The sequence below is a fragment of the Streptomyces sp. NPDC051109 genome, from assembly GCF_044455885.1.
Taxonomy (GTDB): Bacteria; Actinomycetota; Actinomycetes; order Streptomycetales; family Streptomycetaceae; genus Streptomyces.
The window spans coordinates 23635-43004 of record NZ_JBITFF010000012.1; the positions used below are offsets into that span (position 1 = coordinate 23635).

The 19370-nt window shown below is 72.7% G+C and carries 17 protein-coding genes; 8 read left to right on the forward strand and 9 right to left on the reverse strand.

The features are described from left to right. Positions 1-288: 288 nt before the first annotated feature. The 3 genes from ACIBAD_RS22145 to mshD form a co-directional block, all read right to left on the reverse strand. On the reverse strand, positions 289-1272 hold the full coding sequence (locus ACIBAD_RS22145; RefSeq protein ID WP_134073215.1) for a CHAD domain-containing protein: 984 nt from the start codon (positions 1270-1272) through the stop codon (positions 289-291). Next, the gene (locus tag ACIBAD_RS22150; protein ID WP_208329018.1) at positions 1253-3535 is read right to left on the reverse strand and encodes an RNA degradosome polyphosphate kinase; all 2283 of its coding nucleotides are present in this window, start codon (positions 3533-3535) and stop codon (positions 1253-1255) included. Before ACIBAD_RS22150 ends, ACIBAD_RS22145 begins: the two co-directional genes overlap by 20 nt. 289 nt (positions 3536-3824) lie before the next feature. Then, the gene (gene mshD / locus ACIBAD_RS22155; protein WP_134073217.1) at positions 3825-4757 is read right to left on the reverse strand and encodes a mycothiol synthase; all 933 of its coding nucleotides are present in this window, start codon (positions 4755-4757) and stop codon (positions 3825-3827) included. A 175-nt stretch (positions 4758-4932) separates the two neighbouring features. Here mshD and ACIBAD_RS22160 point away from each other — a divergent pair, with 175 nt between their 5' ends. Next, complete coding sequence (locus tag ACIBAD_RS22160) at positions 4933-6747, forward strand: bifunctional metallophosphatase/5'-nucleotidase (protein ID WP_134073219.1); 1815 nt, start codon at positions 4933-4935, stop codon at positions 6745-6747. Between the two features lie 110 nt (positions 6748-6857). Here ACIBAD_RS22160 and ACIBAD_RS22165 read toward each other — a convergent pair whose 3' ends face one another. Continuing rightward, positions 6858-7640 carry an alpha/beta fold hydrolase gene (locus ACIBAD_RS22165; protein ID WP_134073221.1) on the reverse strand — a complete coding sequence of 261 codons (783 nt, stop codon included), beginning with the start codon at positions 7638-7640 and terminating at the stop codon, positions 6858-6860. A gap of 130 nt (positions 7641-7770) precedes the next feature. Between ACIBAD_RS22165 and ACIBAD_RS22170 the strand changes: the two genes are divergently transcribed. Both ACIBAD_RS22170 and ACIBAD_RS22175 read left to right on the forward strand, forming a co-directional pair. Beyond that, positions 7771-8340 (forward strand): TetR family transcriptional regulator, encoded by a 570-nt coding sequence (locus tag ACIBAD_RS22170; protein ID WP_398908123.1) that lies wholly within the window; start codon positions 7771-7773, stop codon positions 8338-8340. A gap of 102 nt (positions 8341-8442) precedes the next feature. Then, entirely contained in the window at positions 8443-9318 is an 876-nt protein-coding gene (locus ACIBAD_RS22175; RefSeq protein WP_134073226.1) for a phosphatidylinositol-specific phospholipase C, read from the forward strand. Here ACIBAD_RS22175 and ACIBAD_RS22180 read toward each other — a convergent pair. The 5 genes from ACIBAD_RS22180 to ACIBAD_RS22200 all read right to left on the reverse strand — a co-directional run bounded on the left by ACIBAD_RS22180 (position 9298) and on the right by ACIBAD_RS22200 (position 14653). Further along, the gene (locus ACIBAD_RS22180; RefSeq protein WP_134073228.1) at positions 9298-10737 is read right to left on the reverse strand and encodes a HAMP domain-containing sensor histidine kinase; all 1440 of its coding nucleotides are present in this window, start codon (positions 10735-10737) and stop codon (positions 9298-9300) included. The two genes, ACIBAD_RS22175 and ACIBAD_RS22180, sit on opposite strands and share 21 nt — an antisense overlap. After that, on the reverse strand, positions 10734-11486 hold the full coding sequence (locus ACIBAD_RS22185; RefSeq protein WP_134073230.1) for a response regulator transcription factor: 753 nt from the start codon (positions 11484-11486) through the stop codon (positions 10734-10736). Before ACIBAD_RS22185 ends, ACIBAD_RS22180 begins: the two co-directional genes overlap by 4 nt. A 54-nt stretch (positions 11487-11540) precedes the next feature. Beyond that, on the reverse strand, positions 11541-12674 hold the full coding sequence (locus ACIBAD_RS22190; protein WP_398908124.1) for a S1C family serine protease: 1134 nt from the start codon (positions 12672-12674) through the stop codon (positions 11541-11543). Positions 12675-12790: 116 nt separating this feature from the next. Beyond that, a complete protein-coding gene (locus ACIBAD_RS22195) occupies positions 12791-13813 on the reverse strand; it encodes a LacI family DNA-binding transcriptional regulator (RefSeq protein WP_030300863.1) in 1023 nt (340 codons plus the stop codon). Between the two features lie 24 nt (positions 13814-13837). Then, positions 13838-14653, reverse strand: coding sequence for a response regulator transcription factor (locus ACIBAD_RS22200; protein ID WP_134073234.1), 816 nt, complete (start codon positions 14651-14653; stop codon positions 13838-13840). A 468-nt stretch (positions 14654-15121) separates the two neighbouring features. On the opposite strand from ACIBAD_RS22200, the gene ACIBAD_RS22205 reads away from it, so the two are divergent. The 5 genes from ACIBAD_RS22205 to ACIBAD_RS22225 all read left to right on the forward strand — a co-directional run bounded on the left by ACIBAD_RS22205 (position 15122) and on the right by ACIBAD_RS22225 (position 19325). Further along, the gene (locus ACIBAD_RS22205; RefSeq protein ID WP_030157092.1) at positions 15122-15376 is read left to right on the forward strand and encodes a MoaD/ThiS family protein; all 255 of its coding nucleotides are present in this window, start codon (positions 15122-15124) and stop codon (positions 15374-15376) included. A gap of 9 nt (positions 15377-15385) precedes the next feature. Continuing rightward, entirely contained in the window at positions 15386-17188 is a 1803-nt protein-coding gene (locus ACIBAD_RS22210) for a hypothetical protein (protein WP_398908126.1), read from the forward strand. 111 nt (positions 17189-17299) lie between these two features. Further along, positions 17300-18010: a DUF2993 domain-containing protein gene (locus ACIBAD_RS22215; protein ID WP_398908127.1), complete on the forward strand. Its 711-nt coding sequence runs from the start codon at positions 17300-17302 to the stop codon at positions 18008-18010. Between the two features lie 162 nt (positions 18011-18172). Next, a complete protein-coding gene (locus ACIBAD_RS22220) occupies positions 18173-18256 on the forward strand; it encodes a putative leader peptide (protein WP_350206375.1) in 84 nt (27 codons plus the stop codon). A 223-nt stretch (positions 18257-18479) separates the two neighbouring features. Beyond that, positions 18480-19325, forward strand: coding sequence for a sulfurtransferase (locus ACIBAD_RS22225; RefSeq protein ID WP_134073241.1), 846 nt, complete (start codon positions 18480-18482; stop codon positions 19323-19325). Positions 19326-19370: the final 45 nt, after the last annotated feature.

The window sequence follows — 19370 nt, forward strand, 5'->3', positions numbered from 1 at the left end:
CGTTCGGGGCGGCGTGCGAAGAGGACTACGTCGGATGCACGGCGTGTCACTCGATCTGGTGCGACGCGCTCCGTGCACCACTGAAATTAGGCAGAACAGGTGAAGTGGCCGACCGGGGCAAGTGAACGGACGGTGAACCGTGGCGGACGGCCTGGTGTGGATGGTCGGGTTTGCTCCGGAGTGTCATCCGCCGTTGTCCTGTCGTTACCGTTATGTGACCGCGGTCTGGGGTGCTTCCCCGGGACCGCCGCGGACCCGGGTTGGCTGAAACCTTTCGGTCGCCGCCCGTCAGGTGGCGGCGGCCGTCACGGGCTGCCACAGGCCCTGGAAGGTGGACCGGGCCGCCTCCACCTCGTGCCGCTGGTCGGCGTGGAGCACGCCCAGCGCGTACGCGGTCGCAGGGGCGATCCGGGGGGTGCGGGCCGCCGTCGCCGAGGCGGCCGCGGCCTCGGCGGCGTCGCGGTGGCGGTCCAGGGCCTCGCCGGCCGCCGCCAGCCGGGCCACGTCCTCGCCCAGGACCTCCCGGGCGTATCGGTGGACCCGCAGCAGTCGGCGCACCTCGTGCCAGGAGCCGTCGTGGTCGGCGTTGTACGGCTGGGACTCGGACGCGTGCGGCAGTGCCGAGACGGCCGCCGCGAGCCGGGTGTGGGCCACCTCCGCCAGCGGGATCAGGACCTCGTCCACCCGCCCGCGGGCCGCGACGGGCTCCAGCGGCACCTCGGAGGCCAGGACGGCCACGGCGTCCGCGACCGCGTGGAACCGGGACGAGCCCAGCGCCTGCAGGGTCGCCGAGTGGGCGCGGGTCCGGGCCAGCGTGAGCTGCCGCTCCAGCAGGGCCCCGGCGCGCGCCGAGCCCACCGTCAGAGCGCCCGCGGCGCCCCGGGGTGCCGGCACCTCCGGGGAGCCCGACAGCCGGTGCAGCGCGTCCAGCAGCCGGGTCAGCCGGGCGGCGTACGCGTGCTCGTCCGCCAGGGTCGAGGACAGCCACACCAGCTCGGTGCGCAGCCCGTCGGCCCAGGAGGACTCGGCCACCACCCGGAAGGTGGACAGGGACCCGCTGATCCGGCGCGCAGCCCCCCGCAGGCCGCGCGCCGCATCGCTGCCCTCCGCGGCGCCGGCCCCTCCCCCGGACTCCGTCCGGGGGGACCCCCACTCCTCGTGGAGGCGGAGGGCGCGCAGGAAGGCGGTGGCCTGGGCCCGCAGGTACGTGCCGAGCACGTCGCCCGCGGAGCCCTCTCCACGCGTTGTCAGGTCATGGTTTGGCAGAGCCACGCCGGCGCCTCCGGGCGTCTATGAGCATCTCCTGAACGTGCCGCAGCGGCTGGCCTTCGTGGTCGGTGCTGTGCCGGGTCCATTCGCCGTCCGGGCCCAGGTGCCAGGAGGAGGTGGCGTCGGACATACCGGTCTCCAGCATCCGGTCCAGAGCCGCGCGGTGGGCCGGGTCGGCGACCCTGACCAGTGCCTCGATGCGGCGGTCGAGGTTGCGGTGCATCATGTCGGCGCTGCCGATCCACACCTCGGGCTCGCCGCCGTTGCCGAAGGCGAAGACCCGGGAGTGTTCCAGGAAGCGGCCGAGGATCGAACGGACCCGGATGTTGTCCGAGAGTCCGGGGACCCCGGGGCGCACGGCGCAGATGCCGCGGACCCATATGTCGACGGGTACTCCCGCCTGGGAGGCCCGGTAGAGCGAGTCGATGAGCGCTTCGTCGACGATCGAGTTCATCTTGAGGCGCACGTAGGCGGGTCGGCCGGCCCGGTGGTGGGCGGCCTCCTTGTCGATCCGCGCGATCAGGCCGTCGCGCAGCGAGCGCGGGGCGACGATGAGGCGGCGGTAGGTCTCGCGGCGCGAGTAGCCGGACAGCCGGTTGAAGAGGTCGGAGAGGTCCGCGCCGACCTGCGGGTCGGCGGTGAGCAGGCCGAGGTCCTCGTACAGGCGGGCGGTCTTGGGGTGGTAGTTGCCGGTGCCGACGTGGGAGTAGCGGCGCAGCGTGTCGCCCTCCTGGCGGACCACGAGCGAGAGCTTGCAGTGGGTCTTGAGGCCCACCAGGCCGTACACCACGTGGCAGCCGGACTCCTCCAGCTTGCGGGCCCATTTGATGTTGGCCTGCTCGTCGAAGCGGGCCTTGATCTCGACGAGTACGAGGACCTGCTTGCCGGATTCCGCGGCGTCGATCAGGGCGTCCACGATCGGGGAGTCGCCGGAGGTCCGGTACAGCGTCTGCTTGATCGCGAGGACGTCCGGGTCGGCGGCGGCCTGCTCCAGGAAGGCCTGCACCGAGGTGGAGAAGGAGTCGTACGGGTGGTGCAGCAGCACGTCCCGCTCGCGCAGCGCCGCGAAGATGTCGGGCGCGGACGCGGACTCGACCTCGGCGAGGTCGCGGTGGGTGCCGGCGACGAACTTGGGGTACTTCAGCTCGGGCCGGTCCAGGGAGGCGATGCCGAAGAGGCCGGTCAGGTCCAGCGGGCCGGGCAGCGGGTAGACCTCGGCGGCGGAGACGTTCAGCTCCTGTACGAGGAGGTCCAGGACGGCGGGGTCGATGGACTCCTCGACCTCCAGGCGCACCGGCGGGCCGAAGCGGCGCCGCATGAGCTCCTTCTCCAGGGCCTGGAGCAGGTTCTCCGCGTCGTCCTCCTCGACCTCCAGGTCCTCGTTGCGGGTCACCCGGAACATGTGGTGGTCGAGGACCTCCATGCCGGGGAAGAGCTCCTCCAGGTGTGCGGCGATGACGTCCTCAAGGGGGACGTAACGCTGCGGGGAGGCCTCCAGGAAGCGCGAGAGCAGCGGCGGGACCTTGACGCGCGCGAAGTGGCGGTGGCCGCTGACGGGGTTGCGGACGACGACGGCGAGGTTCAGCGAGAGCCCGGAGATGTACGGGAAGGGGTGCGCGGGGTCCACGGCCAGCGGGGTGAGCACCGGGAAGATCTGGTTCCGGAACAGTGTGAAGAGGCGCGCCTGCTCCTTCTCGGTCAGGTCCGGCCAGCGGATGAGGTGGATGCCCTCCTCGGCGAGCTGCGGGGAGATGTCCTGCTGGAAGCAGGCGGCGTGCCGGGCCATGAGCTCGCGCGAGCGGGTCCAGATCAGGTCCAGCACTTCGCGGGGCTGGAGGCCTGAGGCCGAACGGGTGGCGACGCCGGTCGCGATGCGCCGCTTGAGGCCGGCGACGCGGACCATGAAGAACTCGTCGAGGTTGCTCGCGAAGATCGCCAGGAAGTTGGCGCGCTCCAGGAGCGGGGTCGCCGGGTCCTCGGCCAGTTCCAGGACCCGCTCGTTGAAGGCCAGCCAGCTGCGCTCGCGGTCGAGGAAGCGCCCGGCGGGGAGCTCGTCGCCGTCCTTGTCGTCGTAGGCGTCCAGGTCGGCGTCGAGATCGGGCGCGAGGCCGGGCTGCAGGCCGGAGTGCGGGCGGTGCGCGGCTATGGAGCCGATCCGCGCGGGCTTGGCCGCCTGGCCGGGGGTGGCCGGGGCGGCGTCGGCAGAGGTACGAGACGGGTGCTGGGCGGGGACCTCGGTGGGGCCTGCGCTGGGCTGGGGGCTCATGACTCCATTGTTCCGCGCAGGGGGCAGGACAGGCGCGTCGGACGGGTTCGCCGTCAGTCGGAGTCGGGGCTGCATGCGGGGAGAGTCGCAAGCGCGCATGAAGGTCCGGTGAATGGCGCATGGCTTCCAGGCTCCGGGTGGTGCACCAGTCCGTCTTTTACGTCGTTTCCGCGCCCGGAATGCTCCGGCGCGTCCCCTGTGTCCCCGGCGTGCGCCCCCGGTGCGGGGCCTGTCCGTGGACAGGCCCTCGCTCTCCGTGCCCTGCGGCCGGCCCTCCGCCCGCCCTCCGTCAGCTCTCCGTGCGGTACATCAGGTCGACCTCGTGGGTGCTGAAACCGAGGCCCTCGTACACGGCCAGGGCCGCCGGATTGTCGGCGTCCACGTACAGCATCGCGGTGGGCAGGCCCGCCCCCGCGATGTGGTGCAGGCCGATCGCGGTGAGGGCCTTGCCGAGGCCGCCGCCCTGGGCGCCGGGGCGGACGCCGAGCACGTAGACCTCCCCGAGCCGCTCCTCGGCGTGCACTTTCGTCCAGTGGAAGCCGATCAGCTCCCCGTCCCGCTCGGCGAGGAAGAAGCCCTTGGGGTCGAACCAGGGCTGCGCGATCCGGTCGTTCAGGTCCCGCTGGGTCAGCGCGCCCTGCTCGGGGTGGTGGGCGAAGGCGGCCGAGTTGACCGCGAGCCAGGCCGCGTCGTCCTGGCCGGGCACGAAGGTCCGTACGGTCACCCCGGCGGGCAGTACCACCTCGGGCAGCGGGGGCCCGTCCGGTCCCAGCGGGCGGCGCAGCTGGCGCAGCTCCCGGAACAGGGTCAGGCCGAGCACCTGCGCGAGGTGGCGGGCGGCCGACTTGCCTCCGTGCGCCCACACCCGGATCCGCTTGCCCGAGGCGGCCAGCAGGGCCGAGCCCAGGGCCCGCCCGTGCCCGCGCCCGCGCAGCGCCGGGTGGACGACGAGCTCGGCGGCGGGGGCCTCCACCGGATCGGTGTCCTCCAGTTGTCCGTATCCGGCGAGCCGGCCCTTCTCGGTGAGCAGGAAGTGCCGGATCCCCTCGCGGCGCCCGCCGCGCAGCTGGAGGCGGCCCTGCTCGGACACGGCGGTGGTGCCGTCCGTGCGCGCCGCTTCCTCGATGAGGGCGAGCACGGACTCGGCCTGTTCCTCCGTCAGCTCGTCGAGGGTCTCAATCTGGCGTCCCGGCTCCAGGGCCGCTGCTGCGTCGTCAGTCATGCGTCGAGCCTACGACCGCGGAAGGCGGCCGCGCTGGTGTGCGTGCAGCGGACCGACGGTGATCCGTCTTCTGCGTGTAACCAGTCCGACACCCGTACCCCCTGTCGTGCTACGCGCGTTGACCATAGGCTGCCGCCGACCTCCCGAGTTTTACCGCTGTCCAAAAGGGGACTAAATGTCAGCGACGCCACAACGGCACCGCCGAAACCGCCGGTTGACCTTCGCCGCCATCGCCGTCACGGCCGGTGCCGGAGCGATGGTCGCGGCCGCACTGCCGGCCGGTGCCGCGAGTGGTGGCGGTGCCGGCAAGAGCCGCACCGTCGACGTGCAGATGCTGTCGTTCAACGACTTCCACGGCACGCTGGAGCCCCCGCAGGGCTCCTCCGGCACCGTGACCCAGCGTCAGGCGGACGGCACCACGAAGGCGATACCCGCCGGTGGTGTCGAGTACCTGGCGACCGGTCTGCGCGAGGCCCGCAAGGGCCACGAGTACTCCGTCACGGCCGCGGCCGGCGACATGATCGGCGGCAGCCCGATGCTGTCCGGCCTCTTCCACGACGAGCCCACCGTCGAGGCGCTGAACAAGCTGAAGCTGGACGTCAGCAGTGTCGGCAACCACGAGTTCGACGAGGGCAAGACCGAGCTGCGCCGCATGGCGTACGGAGGCTGCCACCCCGTCGACGGCTGCTTCGAGTCCGGCAAGGAATACACGGGTGCCGAGTTCAAGTACCTCGCGGCGAACGTCACGGACGAGAAGACCAAGCGTCCGCTGATGAACCCGACCTTCATCTGGCAGAAGGGGGACGTGAAGATCGGCTTCATCGGCGTCACCCTGGAGGGCACGCCGGACGTCGTCACCGCCGACGGGGTCAAGGGCCTGAAGTTCGGCGACGAGGTCGAGACGATCAACAAGTACGCCGCCGAGCTGAACAAGCAGGGCGTCAAGTCGATCGTCGCGCTCATCCACGAGGGCGGGCTGCCCGCGAACGGCGCCTACAACTACGACTGCGACGTCCCGGGCGCCGGCGCCGGCATCTCGGGTGCGATCGTGGACATCGCCAAGAACGTGGACCCGAAGGTCGACGCGCTGGTGACCGGCCACACGCACCAGGCGTACGCCTGCAACATCCCGGACCCGGCGGGCAACCCGCGCATGGTGACCTCGGCCGCCTCCTACGGGCGCCTGTTCACGGACACCACGCTCACGTACGACCGCCAGACCAAGGACATCGTCCGCACGGCGGCCCTCGCGCCGAAGCCGGTCAACAAGGTCGTCACCCGGGACCAGCCCAAGGCCCCGGACATGACCGAGCTGATCACCCGCTGGAACGCGCTCGCCGCCCCGGTCGCGAGCGCCCCCCAGGGCTACATCTCGGCGGACATCGTGGGCCGCGGCTCCGAGGCGCCCGAGAAGCCGCTCGGCGACATGATCGCCGACGCGCAGCTGGAGGCCACGGCCCCGGCCGCCAAGGGCGGCGCGCAGCTGGCCCTCATGAACCCGGGCGGCATCCGTGCCGACCTGGCCTACAAGGCCGCGGGCGGCGAGGGCGACGGCGTCGTGACGTACGGCGAGTCCTACACGGTCCAGCCGTTCAACAACCTGATGAACGTGGTCGACCTGACGGGCGCGCAGCTGATCACGGCGCTCCAGCAGCAGGTCAGCGGCCCGGTCAACGGCGCGAACCCGAAGATCCTGCAGGTCTCGAAGGGCTTCACGTACACCCTGGACATGACGAAGACGGGCGCGGACCGCATCGTCGTGGACTCGGTGAGGCTGAACGGCGCGGCGATCGACCCCGCCAAGACCTACCGGGTCGCGATGAACGAGTTCCTCGCGGGCGGCGGTGACGGTTTCACCGTCCTGAAGGACCACAAGAACAAGCTGGTCGGCGTGCCCGACCTGGAGGCGTTCAACGCCTACCTCGCGAAGTCGACGGAGGCGGCCCCGCTCGCCCCGCCGGCGGCGGACCGCATCACGGTCGTCAAGTAACACCTGCGCGCAGAACGCCCGAAGGGGCGGCGGGCCTTCCGGCCCGCCGCCCCTTCGGCGTGTCCGTCCCGGGCCCCGGCCCCTGGGACCCGGGTGCCGGAGCGGGGCGGTCAGAGGTCCGCGAGGAACTTCCGCACGGCCTCGTGGAACTCCACCGGGTGGGTGAACGGCAGGAAGTGCTCGGCGTCCACCGGTGCGTACGAGGTCCGGGGCCGGCGCGCGACCATCGCGTCGGCCGTCTCCTGCCCGAGCGTCTGGCTGCGCGTGCCGTGGATCAGCAGGGCGGGGCAGCGGCTCCCGAGCCAGGTGTCCCAGTGGTCGCCGCGGCAGGCCTCGGCGGAGTCGATCATGTCCTGCGGATGGAACGGCAGCCGCCAGCCCCCGTCGGGGAGCGGGCGCAGCGCCTGCTCGACGAACTGAGAGCCCACCGGTCCGGCCGCGGCGAGGAGTTCCTCGCGGGTGGGGGCGGTGTAGCGCATGTCGTGCAGGAAGCCGAAGAGCGCTCCCGCCGTGTCGGGATCGACCGCCACGGTGGCGTCCACGTTGACGAGGGCCGCGATCCGGTCGGGGTGGGCGGCAGCCAGGTGGTAGGCGTTGAACCCGCCGAGGGAGTAGCCGAGGAGGGCCACGGGGGCGTCCAGGCCGAGGTGGTCGAGGAGTGCGACGGTGTCCGAGAGGTAGCCCTCGCGGCCGTAGTCGGCGGCCCGGTCGGAGTCGCCGTGGCCGCGCTGGTCGGGGGCGATGACCCGCCATTCGTCGCCCAGGGCGTCGGCGAGGCCGGCGAAGGCGAGGCCTTCGGACATGCCCCCGTGGAGGGCGAGCAGCGGGCGGCCCGGGCCGCCGAAGTCCAGGTACGACAGCGTGCGGCCGTCGATCGTCAGCGTGTGGCGCATGGCTTGGCTCTCCCCTGTGAGTCATGCGGTGACGGTGCGGTACGTGCACGAGCCTGCCAGGATTTGGGCAAGCGCGCAATACGAATGTCTTGCGCGCTTGCCCAAATTCTCTCGCGGATACGATCCCGCCATGGGAAATCGCGAGGACCTGCTGGCCGGAGCGCGCCGCTGCCTGGAGGAGAAGGGCTACCTGCGCACGACCGTGCGCGACATCGCCTCGGCGTCGCGGGTGAGCATGGCCGCGATCGGCTACCACTTCGGCTCGCGCGAGGCCCTGCTCAACCTCGCCCTCTTCGCCGCCATGGACGAGTGGGCGGCCGGGTCCGGCCGGCTCGCCGGCCAGGGCGCCACCGCCGCCGAGCGGTACGCCGACACCTGGGACCGCAAGATCCGCGACTTCGGCGACATGCGATGGCTCTGGACCGCCTCCGTCGAGGCCTTCGTCCACGCCCAGTCCTCGCCCGAGCTGCTCGCCATCCTCGCCGAGAACCAGCGCCAGGCCCGCCGCATGGTGGCCGCGCAGCTGCGCGGGGTCCCCGTGGACGCGGTCGCCGAGGAGGACGTACGGGCCCTCGGGTCGGTGCACATCGCGCTGCTGAGCGGGGTGATGGTGCAGGCGCTGACCGACCCGGAGCAGGCGCCGACGGGCCGGGAGCTCGCCCAAGGCCTGCGCGCCATGGCCGAGTTGCTCGAAAGCTGAGGGCTACCGAAGGGTAGTAAAGCCGCGTCCCACACGCCAGAATCCCCGGGGCACCAGCCGACGGCGGCTGGGAGCCGTCACCGGGTCGGCAAAGGGGCGGGCATGGCACTGGATCGACGGGCATTTCTGGTCGGGGCGATGGCGGCGGGCGCGGGCGCGGCCGCGGGGCTCGCAGCGGCGGGGCCGGCCTCGGCCCGTACGCTCGGCACGCAGGACTGGATGGCCGGGCTCGGGGACTCCACCGCCCTCCAGCGGATGACCATCCCCGGCACCCACGACTCCGGCGCCCGCCAGGGCGGGCTGTTCGTCGCCTGCCAGAACACCTCGATCGCCGAACAGCTCGACTCGGGCATCCGGTTCCTCGACGTCCGGTGCAGAGTCACCGGAGGATCGTTCGCGATCCACCACGGCTCCTTCTACCAGGGCCTGATGTTCGGGGACGTCCTCGTCGCCTGCTGGAACTTCCTCGCCGCGCACCCCTCCGAGACCGTTCTGATGCGGCTCAAGCAGGAGTACTCGGAGGACGGCGACGCCACCTTCCGCGCCGTCTTCGACGACTACCTCGACAACCGGGGCTGGCGGCCGCTGTTCCGGATCGCGGACTCGCTGCCCGCCCTCGGCCAGGCCCGCGGCAAGGTGGTCCTGCTCGCCGACAACGGCGGTCTGCCCGGACTGCGCTACGGCGACGGCAACGTCTTCGACATCCAGGACGACTGGAACGCCGAGCCGTTCGCCAAGCGCGGCAAGATCGAGAACCAGTTCCGCCGGGCCGTCCAGCAGCCCGGCAAGCTCTTCGTCAACTACGTGAGCACGTCCGCCTACATGCCGCCGCGCTGGAACTCCGACCGGCTCAACCCGCAGGTGCACTCGTTCGTCGACGGCGGGGAGCTGGCCGGCCGGACCGGGCTGGGGATCGTCCCGATGGACTTCCCCAACACCCGCTCCGGGCTGGTCGCCTCACTGATCCGGCACAACTGACGGCTGCTCCGGCGGCGGCGCCGGAGCGCCCGGGATGCGGAGCACCGCCTCCGTGCCCGGGCCGCCCGCCGGCGCCCGCAGCTCGACGCTGCCGCCCGCGCGGCGCACCGTACGGTCCACGATCGACAGGCCCAGCCCGCTGCCGGGCAGGGCGCGGGCCGAGGAGGAGCGCCAGAACCGCTCGAACACGTGCGGCAGGTCCTCCGCCGGGATGCCGGGCCCGTGGTCGCGCACCGTCAGCTCGCCCGCCCGCAGCGAGACCTCGACCGTGCCGCCCGGCGGGCTGAACTTCACCGCGTTGTCCAGGACGTTGACCACCGCCCGCTCCAGCGCCGCCGCCTCGCCCCGGACGTACCAGGGCGCCACCTCGTCGGTGAAGCGCAGCTCGGGGCCGCGCAGCCGGGCACGGGACAGCGCGCTCTGCGCGATCTCGTGCAGGGCCACCACCTCCAGCTTGGCGGGCGGAGCGGCGTCCGGGCGGGACAGCTCCTGGAGGTCCCCGATCAGCGCGGCCAACTCCGTCATCTGCGCCTTGACCGAGGCCAGCAGCTCCCTGCGGTCCTCGGGCGGAATGGCCCGGCCCGTCTCCTCGCTGCGCGCGAGCAGCTCGATGTTGGTGCGCAGGGAGGTCAGCGGGGTGCGCAGCTCGTGCCCGGCGTCCGCGATCAGCTGGGCCTGCCGCTCCTGGGAGGAGGCGAGGGCGGCCGTCATCGAGTTGAAGGACCGCGACAGGCGGGCGATCTCGTCGTCGCCCTCGTCGGGGATCCGTACGGTCAGGTCCTCGGTCCGGGCGATGTGCTCGACGGCGCCCGTCAGCTCGTCGACCGGCCGCAGCCCCGTACGGGCCACCCACAGGCCGGCGAGGCCCGCGCCGGCCACCCCGACGCCGGACACCAGGATCAGCACCCAGGCCAGGGTGGACAGCGGTTTGTCGATGTCGGCCAGCGGCCGGGCCACCGAGACCGCGAAGACCGGGGCGCCGGGCTGGGTCCGCGCCGCGAAGGTGTAGACGCGCATCCCCACGCCGTTGTCGGTCGTCGCGTCGTGCAGCGCCTTGGCCTTGCGGCCCGCCGCGACCTGCTCGTCCGTGGTGGTCACCGGCAGGTCGCTCTGCCCGCTCACCCAGCAGTGGCTGCCGTCCGCGGTGACGATCTGGACCGTTGCGTTCAGGTTCTCGGCGATGTCCTGCTGGGCCTGCGTCGGCGGGCGGGCCGGGCAGCCCTGGCGCAGCCGTTCCAGCACCTGCGCGGTCGGGTTGGTGGCCATGAGGGACTGGTTCAGCTGGTTGTCCAGCTGGGCCCGCACCATCACCCACGACACCGCGGACACGGTGGCCACCGCCAGGGCCACGGCGGTGGCCACCAGCAGGGCGATCCGGGAGCGCAGGGGGAGCGCGCGGAATCTGGCCGCCGGGCTCACTCGGGCCCCCCGGAGTCGCCGGCCCCGGCGGTGCGCAGGACGTAGCCCACTCCGCGGACGGTGTGCACCAGGCGGGGCTCGCCCCCGGCCTCGGTCTTGCGGCGCAGGTACATGACGTACACGTCCAGGGAGTTGGAGCTGGGCTCGAAGTCGAAGCCCCAGACGGTCTTGAGGATCTGCTCGCGGGTCAGCACCTGGCGCGGGTGCGCCAGGAACATCTCCAGCAGCGTGAACTCGGTGCGGGTCAGCTCCACCTGGCGCCCCGAGCGGGTGACCTCGCGGGTGGCGAGGTCCATGCGCAGGTCGCCGAAGGCGAGCGTGTCCGTCTCCTCGTGGTCGCCGGTGCCCGGACGCGCGTTCGCGTAGCCGCTGCGCCGCAGCAGGGCGCGGACGCGGGCGAAGAGCTCGTCGAGCTCGAAGGGCTTGACGAGGTAGTCGTCGGCGCCCGCGTCGAGGCCGGTGACGCGGTCGCCGACGGTGTCGCGGGCGGTGAGCATCAGGATCGGGGTGGTGCTTCCGGAGGCGCGCAGCCGGCGTGCCGCCGTGAGGCCGTCCATCCGCGGCATCTGGATGTCGAGGACGATCAGGCCGGGGTCGTACGAGGCCGCCTTGTCGAGGGCGTCGAGCCCGTCGACGGCGGTCTGCACGGCGTACCCCTCGAAGGCGAGGCTGCGGCGCACGGCCTCCCGCACGGCCGGCTCGTCGTCGACGACGAGGATGCGGTGCGGGTCGCCTTCGGCCGGATTCATCTTCGGTCCCCCAGGGGTGGTCGTGGTCGGTCGTACCAGGCTCGCACGGGCGGCCTAGTACGAGGTCCCGAAGCCGTTGGCGCCGGTGCCGCTGCTGTTGCCGTTGTTGCCGCCGCCGTTGTTTCCGGATCCGGCGGTGCCTCCCTTGCGGAGGGAGTCGAGGTCGGCCTTGACCGTGTTCACCGGGATGGCGAAGCCGAGGCCGACGCTGCCGGCCGAGGAGCTGTCGTCGGAGGGGGAGTAGATCGCCGAGGGCATGCCCACGATCTCGCCGTTCATGTTGACGAGGGCGCCGCCGGAGTTGCCCGGGTTGAGGGAGGCGTCCGTCTGGATGGCCTTGTACGAGGTGGTGTCCGATCCGGTGTTCCCGTTGAACTGCCGACCGTCGTACGAGAACGGCCAGCTGCCGCCGCCGCGCTGGCGCTGGGGCGCCTGCTGCTCGGACTTGGGTACGTTGACCTCGCGGTTCAGGGCGGAGACGATGCCGCTGGTGACCGTGCCGGTGAGGCGGTCGGGGGAGCCGATGGCGACGACCTGGTCGCCGACCTTGAGGTTGTCGGAGTTGCCGAGCTTGGCCGGCCTGAGGCCGCTCGCGCCCTGCAGCTTGATGAGGGCGAGGTCCTTGTCGGGGTCGGTGCCGACGGTCTTGGCGGTGTACTTCTTGCCGTCGCTCATCGTGACCTGGATCTCGGTGGCGCCGTCGACGACGTGGTTGTTGGTGACGATCTCGCCGTCCGCGGTGACCACGACGCCGGAGCCGGTGCCCTGGCCGGAGCCGGTACGGGTGTCGATCCGCACGACGGAGGGACTGACCTGCTCGGCTACGCCGGACACGGTGCCGGTGCTGGACTGCGAGACGTTGGTGCCGCTGATGCCGCCGCCGGTCCGGTCCTGGCCGGCGAGCAGCTGCTGCACGCCGGCGGCGGTGCCTCCCCCGATCACGGCTGCGGCCAGCGCCACGGCTGCGAGCAGCGCGCCCGGCCGCTTGGCCCGGGCCGCGTGCGCGGGCCCCTCGGAGGGCGTCGGCGCCATCGGCGGCCGGTGTGCTTCGTGCCACCCGGGCGCGGCCGGCGCATGCGCCGCCGGCGGCGGGTACGCGGGCGGCGGCGGGTAGTCCCCGTGGCCGGCGCTCGGGGTCGGGCGGTTCTCCTGCGGGTACTCGCCGTCGCGGCGGAAGCTCTCGGTCATGGCAACGACTCTGTCCCCGGATCATGAGAGCTTCCTGAGTCCACCCTGAGAAGCCCGACAGAACCGCGTATGCCCGATATAAGCCCGCCCGGGGAAAGGGGTCGGCCGGACAGCCCTCAGTGGCAGCCGCAGGAGCGGCGGATCACCAGGGCCGACGGGAACTGCTTCAGGCGCTCGCGGCGGGAGCCGGCCACACGCAGCGCGTCGTCCAGGACGAGGTCCACCGCCGCGCGGGCCATCGCCGGGCGGTCCGAGGCGATCGTCGTCAGCGGCGGGTCCGTCAGGGCCGCCTCCTTGACGTCGTCGAAGCCGGCCACCGCCAGCTCCCCCGGTACGTCGATCCGCAGCTCCCGCGCCGCCCGCAGCACGCCGATCGCCTGGTCGTCCGTGGCGCAGAAGATGGCCGGCGGCCGGTCCGGCCCGGACAGCACCTCCAGCGCCACCCGGTACGCGTCGTAGCGGTTGTACGGGGCCTCGAAGAGGCGCCCTTCCGTCGAGCGGCCCGACTCCTGCATCGCCCGGCGCCAGCCCTCCACGTGGTCGGCGACCGGGTCGCCGACCGACGGGGTGTTCTCCACCCCGCCGATGCAGGCGACGTACTCGTGCCCGTGCTCCAGCAGGTGCCGGGTGGCGAGCTGCGCGCCGCCGATGTCGTCCGTGACGACCGCGACGTCGTCGATGGCCTCCGGCCGCTCGTGCAGCAGCACCACGCGCGCGTCCCAGGCCTCGATCTCCGAGGCGGCGCGCTCGCTCATGCCCTGGCTGACCAGGATCAGGCCCGAGACCCGCATCCCGAGGAAGGCCCGCAGGTAGTGCACCTCGCGCTCGTCCCGGTAGTCGGAGTTCCCGACCAGGACCATCTTTCCGCGCTCGGCGGCGGCCTGCTCGACCGCGTGCGCCATCTCCGCGAAGAACGGCTGCCGCGCATCGGGGACGATCATGCCTATGAGGTCGGTGCGCCGCGACGCCATCGCCTGCGCGACCCGGTCCGGGCGGTAGCCCAGCTCCTTGATCGCGGCGAGTACACGCTCGCGCGTGGCCGGGGCGACCGGCCGGGGTCCGTTGTTGATGACGTAGCTCACGACGGCGGTAGACGTACCCGCAAGTCGTGCAACGTCATCCCGCGTCACCTTGGCCACGCTGGGGAGTCTACGCGGGGTGACCTACCTCTGGGCAGGCCGTCCTGCCGACTGGGCGATCACAGGAGGTTCCTCCATACGGGGGACGCCGGACGAGGACTGGGCCGCCGCCTGCGCCGCGGCCTTGGCGGCCGCCTGGGCCGCCGCTTCCGCCGCCGCCCGCTCGACCTTCTCCGGCGTGACGAAGCGGTAGCCGACGTTGCGGACCGTACCGATCAGCGACTCGTGCTCGGGGCCGAGCTTCGCGCGCAGCCGCCGCACGTGGACGTCCACCGTCCGGGTGCCGCCGAAGTAGTCGTACCCCCACACCTCCTGGAGCAGCTGGGCGCGCGTGAAGACCCGGCCCGGGTGCTGGGCCAGGTACTTGAGCAGCTCGAACTCCTTGAAGGTGAGGTCGAGGACCCGCCCCTTCAGCTTCGCCGAGTACGTCGCCTCGTCGACCGACAGGTCGCCGTTGCGGATCTCCATGGGGGAGTCGTCGGAGCCGAGCTGCTGGCGGCCGGTGGCGAGGCGCAGCCGGGCCTCGACCTCGGCCGGGCCCGCGGTGTCGAGGAGGACGTCGTCGATGCCCCAGTCGGCGGTGACGGCCGCGAGGCCGCCCTCCGTGACGACGAGGATCAGCGGGCAGCCGGGGCCGGTGGAGCGCAGCAGCTGGCAGAGCGAGCGCACCTGCGGCAGGTCGCGGCGGCCGTCGACGAGGATGACGTCCGCGCCGGGGGTGTCCACGAGGGCCGGGCCCTCGGCGGGGGCCACCCGGACGCTGTGCAGCAGCAGGCCGAGGGCCGGCAGCACCTCGGTGGACGGCTGGAGGGCGTTGGTCAGCAGCAGGAGAGAGCTCATGCCCGACCACCTGCCCAGGTCGGGCGTTCGTGCACGGTTCGCTGGTCCATCACGTCGGTTCCTCCTCGGTCCCGTCGAGGACTTTCGCGGTACTGCTTCGTACGTGGTGCGTGGTGCTGGTGCGGTGTGGTGGTTCGCCGGGCCCCGCGCCCTGAGGCCCGGACGGCCACCACTGTTCGTTCTCGGTCCGTTCAACGTGCTGAAAGCACAAAAGGACCCGGGGGCAACGTTGCCCGGATCCTCTCGCCAGCAGAATAGCCCACCCGTCGCTGCGCGGCCGAGGCCCGGCACCCTCGCTTCTGTGGTCCCTGCCACCTTCAGGACCAGCGTATGCCCCGGTTTCACCGGATCGGTGGATGTACGGGAGGCCGCCCGGGCGCATGCGGGGCGTGCGGAGGCACAACGGATCCGGGGGCCGGAGGGTTCATCATGGAGGCCGACGGTAGAGAGCCGACGATAGGAGCTGCAGTGGCAACCGGAACCATCCGCTACTGGGCGGCGGCCAAGGCCGCGGCCAAGACGGCGGAGGAGCCGTACTCGGCGCGGACACTGGCCGAGGCGCTCGACGCCGTGCGGGAGCGCCACCCCGGTGAGCTGACCCGGGTCCTGCAGCGCTGCTCCTTCCTCGTGAACGAAGAGCCCGTGGGCAAGCGCCCGCACGATGCCGTTCCGCTGACCGAGGGGGGCACCGTCGAGGTGCTCCCGCCGTTCGCGGGCGGGTGAGCGGAAACGATGAGCACTCCCGAGGAACAACAGCAGCAGCGCCCGCAGGAGGACCCGTACGGGACCCAGACCTGGCAGGCGGACACCTGGGAAACCGGCTACCAGCCGGTGCAGCCGCCGCTCGGCCCGCTGCCGGGCGGTCCGGTGGCGCCGGAGGGCTGGTTCCGCGACGAGGCCGCGGCCCAGCCGCCGGCCGCTGCGCCGTGGCCGGAGGACGCCTCCGGCGCCGCGCCCGGGCAGCCCGCGTACCAGCCGCCGGCCCCGCAGCCGGTCGCCCCGGAGGGCTGGTTCCGCGACGATGCCCCCGCCGCGCCCGACTGGCAGTCGAGCGGCGTACGGGAAGAGGCGCCCGCGGCGGGCTGGGCGGCGGGCGGTGGGTCGTGGAGCGAGGGATCCGCCGCGGAGCAGACGGCCTACCTCCCGCCCCAGTCCGCGGCCCCGGCGGCCGGTGCCGCCGAGCAGACGGCATACCTCCCGCCGTACCCGGGCCGGTCCGCGCCCCGGCCGGCCGCCGGTGCGCCGTACGAGGGTTCCGGGGCGGGCGACCGCCTGACCTCCGGTGCGCCGTACCCGGCTTCCGCCGCGGGCGGCGGGCCCGCCTCCGCGGCCGCCGAGACCGCCTACCTGCCGCCCTATCCCGGCCCCGGCGCGGCCGAGGCGCAGGCGCAGTCCGCGGCCCCCGAGGGGTGGTTCCGGGACGAGGCACCCGCCGCCCAGGCCCCGGCCCCCGCCGCCGACTGGGCGCAGGGCGGCTCCGGAGCGGCCTGGGCCGAGGGGTCCGCAGCCGAACAGACCGCCTACCTCCCGCCGCAGGCCGCGGCCCCGGCGGGCGCCGCAGCCGAGCAGACCGCCTACCTCCCGCCCTACCCGGGCCCGGCCGCGGCCGACCCCCAGGGGGCCGCAGGCGCGGCGCAGACCCCGTACCTGCCGCCGTACCCCGGCCCCGGCCCGCAGGAGCCGGCCGCCGCCCCGGCCGCCCCTCCTGCGGCTACCGACGGCGCCGAGGGCGAGGACCCCGAGTACTCCCCGCCCACGCTCGGGGGGAACACCCTGCGTGCAGTCGATCCGGCCCAGGCGCGCGCCGAGGGCAGGTCGCCGATCATCGATCCCGGTCCGCAGCCGGCCATACTGACCGCGGCGCTCGGGCTGCTGCTGGCCGGTGCCGCCGCCGTCGGGCACCTCGGCCTCCTCGCGCCGCTGATCGTCCTGCAGGGGCTCACCGCGGCCGGCTGGTTCCGGCTCAACGGCATGTGGCCCGCCCGCCAGGGCATCGCCCTCGCCTTCCTCGGAGCCCTCGTCGCCGACGCGGCCGTGCTCGCCGTGGACGACACGTACGGCCCCGGCGCGATCATCGGGACCCTCGGTGCCTGGGTGCTGCTCACGCTGGTCCTCCAGCTGCGCAGCCACGCCGACCCTGACGAGCGGATGTACGGGCTGATGGCGTCCGTGGCCTCCGCCGCGCTCGCGATCGTCTGCGCCGGCTATCTGGCCGCCGACACCGCCGCCGTCAGCGTCGGAGCCGTGGCGGTGGCCGTGGCCGTCTTCACCCGCGCGCTGCCGCTGCCGACCCCGGCCTCCGTCGGCGTTTCGCTGGCCGCCGCCGCCGGAGCCGGCATCGCCGTCGGAGGGCTGACCTCCGTCGGCGTCGGCGGGGCGCTGCTCGGCCTGGCCGCCGGGGTGTGCGCGCTGATCGGGCTGCGGGTGGCCGCGTACGACTACCCGTCCAAGTTCGTCCACATGACGGCGGGTGTCGCGCTGCCGCTGGCGGCCGCCGCTCCCGCGGTCTACCTGATCGGCCGGGTCGTCGGCTGAGGCGGGCCCTCCGTCAGCCCCTCCGTCAGGCCCGGCTCCGGGCCTGACGGCCTCCGTACGGCCGGTCATGGTCCACTAGAACGCACGTACCGGTCGACAGGGGGAGGGCACGTGCGGTTCCTGCGCGTCGTTGTGATCATCGGAGTGGTGCTGGGGGCGCTGTTCGTCGGCGCCGACCGCTGGGCGGTGAACTACGCCGAGAACCGGCTGGCCGACCGCATCCAGGCCCGCCAGGGGCTGGCGGGGTCCACGGAGGTGGACATCCACGGGTTCCCGTTCCTGACCCAGGCGCTCAGCCACGACCTCGACCGCGTCGATGTGAAGCTCAAGGGCGTGGAGGCCGTGTCGGACGGCCGCAAGACGCGTCTGTCGGAGCTCGACGCCAGCTTCCGCAGCGTGAAGCTGAACGGCGACTACAGCGGGGGCACCGCGCAGCAGGCCGAGGGCACGGCCCTCGTCACGTACCGGGACCTGACCGAGGCCTCGCAGACCGGCGTGACGGTCACGTACGGCGGGGCGCCCGGCAAGGTGAAGGTGACGGCGGCCGTGGAGGTCCTCGGCAAGAGGCTCGCCCCCAGCGTGGTGTCGACGGTCACGCTCGTGGACGCCCCCGGCGGCGGCAAGATGGTCCGCGTCCGCGCCGACGAGGTACCGGGCGGGGGCCTGCCCGGCATCGAGGGCGCGGTCCGCAAGAAGACCGACTTCGACCGCCGGATCGACAGCGGCCTGCCGTCCGGGCTCAAGCCGGCCACGCTGACCTCGGACGAGTCCGGCGTACACCTCACGCTGAGCGGCTCGGACGTGGTGCTGGCCGGATCGTGAGACGGTACGGTCCGATCCTCAGAAGGCCGGGCCGTACGAAGGCCCCCGGAGGCGGTGCGGCAGCCGCCCGGGGGCGTATGCATCCCAATATCCGGACGATCCTGTCTCGGAATATGACACACCGGTGACAGGGCGGCCGATTCGTCCCTACGATCCATGGCTATGAAGCATCAGCAGGCGGACCTCACGAAGCGACGGGCAGTCGACCTGTGTCGCGTCGCCGCCATGCTCTGTCGATCCATGTGACCTGTGAGCGCTTCCGCTCCATCAGCCGGACGACCGTCCTTCCCGCGTGACCCGCAGCCGCCCCCTCCTGCCCGCTGACGCCTCCCCGCGCAGTGCCCGAGGAAGCCGCCCGCAGCGGTACGCACCCGCAGAACCCGCAGAACCTGCAGAACCCGCAGACCGCCACGCGCCCCCTGCACCTGCACAGCACGCCCCGCCGCACACTGCCCCGGAGGAGATCACCATGAGCCGCAGCGACGTCCTCGTAGACGCCGACTGGGTCGAGGCCCACCTGAACGACGCGAACGTCGTCATCGTCGAGGTGGACGAGGACACGTCCGCGTACGACAAGAACCACATCACCAACGCCGTCCGGATCGACTGGAAGAAGGACCTCCAGGACCCGGTCCGCCGCGACTTCGTGGACCAGGAGGGCTTCGAGAAGCTCCTCTCCGCCAAGGGCATCTCCAACGAGGACACGGTCGTCCTCTACGGCGGCAACAACAACTGGTTCGCGTCGTACGCCTACTGGTACTTCAAGCTCTACGGCCACCAGGACGTCCGCCTCCTCGACGGCGGCCGCAAGAAGTGGGAGCTCGACTCCCGCGACCTGGTCGACGGCACCGACGTCCCGAACCGCCCGGCCACCCAGTACAAGGCCCAGCCGCAGGACGCCTCGATCCGCGCCTTCCGCGACGACGTCGTGGCCGCGATCGGCGTCCAGAACCTGGTCGACGTCCGCTCGCCCGACGAGTTCTCCGGCAAGCTGCTCGCCCCGGCGCACCTCCCGCAGGAGCAGTCGCAGCGCCCCGGCCACGTGCCGAGCGCCCGCAACATCCCGTGGTCGAAGAACGCCAACGACGACGGCACGTTCAAGTCCGACGAGGAGCTCACCGCCCTCTACCAGGCCGAGCAGGTCGACCTGGCGAAGGACACCATCGCGTACTGCCGCATCGGTGAGCGCTCCGCGCTGACCTGGTTCGTGCTGCACGAGCTCCTGGGCCAGGAGAACGTCAAGAACTACGACGGCTCCTGGACCGAGTACGGCTCCCTGGTCGGCGTGCCGATCGAGCTCGGCGCCAACAAGTAACCACCACGGCCGGGTACGCGACGCCCTCCGTAGGTACGACCCCTC

What these genes read in the sequence shown, in the direction of transcription:
- ACIBAD_RS22150 (WP_208329018.1), bottom strand. Translation starts at nt 3,535, where the DNA reads ATGAGCCCCCAGCCCAGCGCAGGCCCCACCGAGGTCCCCGCCCAGCAC.
- mshD (WP_134073217.1), bottom strand. Translation starts at nt 4,757, where the DNA reads ATGACTGACGACGCAGCAGCGGCCCTGGAGCCGGGACGCCAGATTGAG.
- ACIBAD_RS22160 (WP_134073219.1), top strand. Translation starts at nt 4,933, where the DNA reads ATGTCAGCGACGCCACAACGGCACCGCCGAAACCGCCGGTTGACCTTC.
- ACIBAD_RS22165 (WP_134073221.1), bottom strand. Translation starts at nt 7,640, where the DNA reads ATGCGCCACACGCTGACGATCGACGGCCGCACGCTGTCGTACCTGGAC.
- ACIBAD_RS22170 (WP_398908123.1), top strand. Translation starts at nt 7,771, where the DNA reads ATGGGAAATCGCGAGGACCTGCTGGCCGGAGCGCGCCGCTGCCTGGAG.
- ACIBAD_RS22175 (WP_134073226.1), top strand. Translation starts at nt 8,443, where the DNA reads ATGGCACTGGATCGACGGGCATTTCTGGTCGGGGCGATGGCGGCGGGC.
- ACIBAD_RS22185 (WP_134073230.1), bottom strand. Translation starts at nt 11,486, where the DNA reads ATGAATCCGGCCGAAGGCGACCCGCACCGCATCCTCGTCGTCGACGAC.
- ACIBAD_RS22190 (WP_398908124.1), bottom strand. Translation starts at nt 12,674, where the DNA reads ATGACCGAGAGCTTCCGCCGCGACGGCGAGTACCCGCAGGAGAACCGC.
- ACIBAD_RS22200 (WP_134073234.1), bottom strand. Translation starts at nt 14,653, where the DNA reads ATGAGCTCTCTCCTGCTGCTGACCAACGCCCTCCAGCCGTCCACCGAG.
- ACIBAD_RS22210 (WP_398908126.1), top strand. Translation starts at nt 15,386, where the DNA reads ATGAGCACTCCCGAGGAACAACAGCAGCAGCGCCCGCAGGAGGACCCG.
- ACIBAD_RS22220 (WP_350206375.1), top strand. Translation starts at nt 18,173, where the DNA reads ATGAAGCATCAGCAGGCGGACCTCACGAAGCGACGGGCAGTCGACCTG.
- ACIBAD_RS22225 (WP_134073241.1), top strand. Translation starts at nt 18,480, where the DNA reads ATGAGCCGCAGCGACGTCCTCGTAGACGCCGACTGGGTCGAGGCCCAC.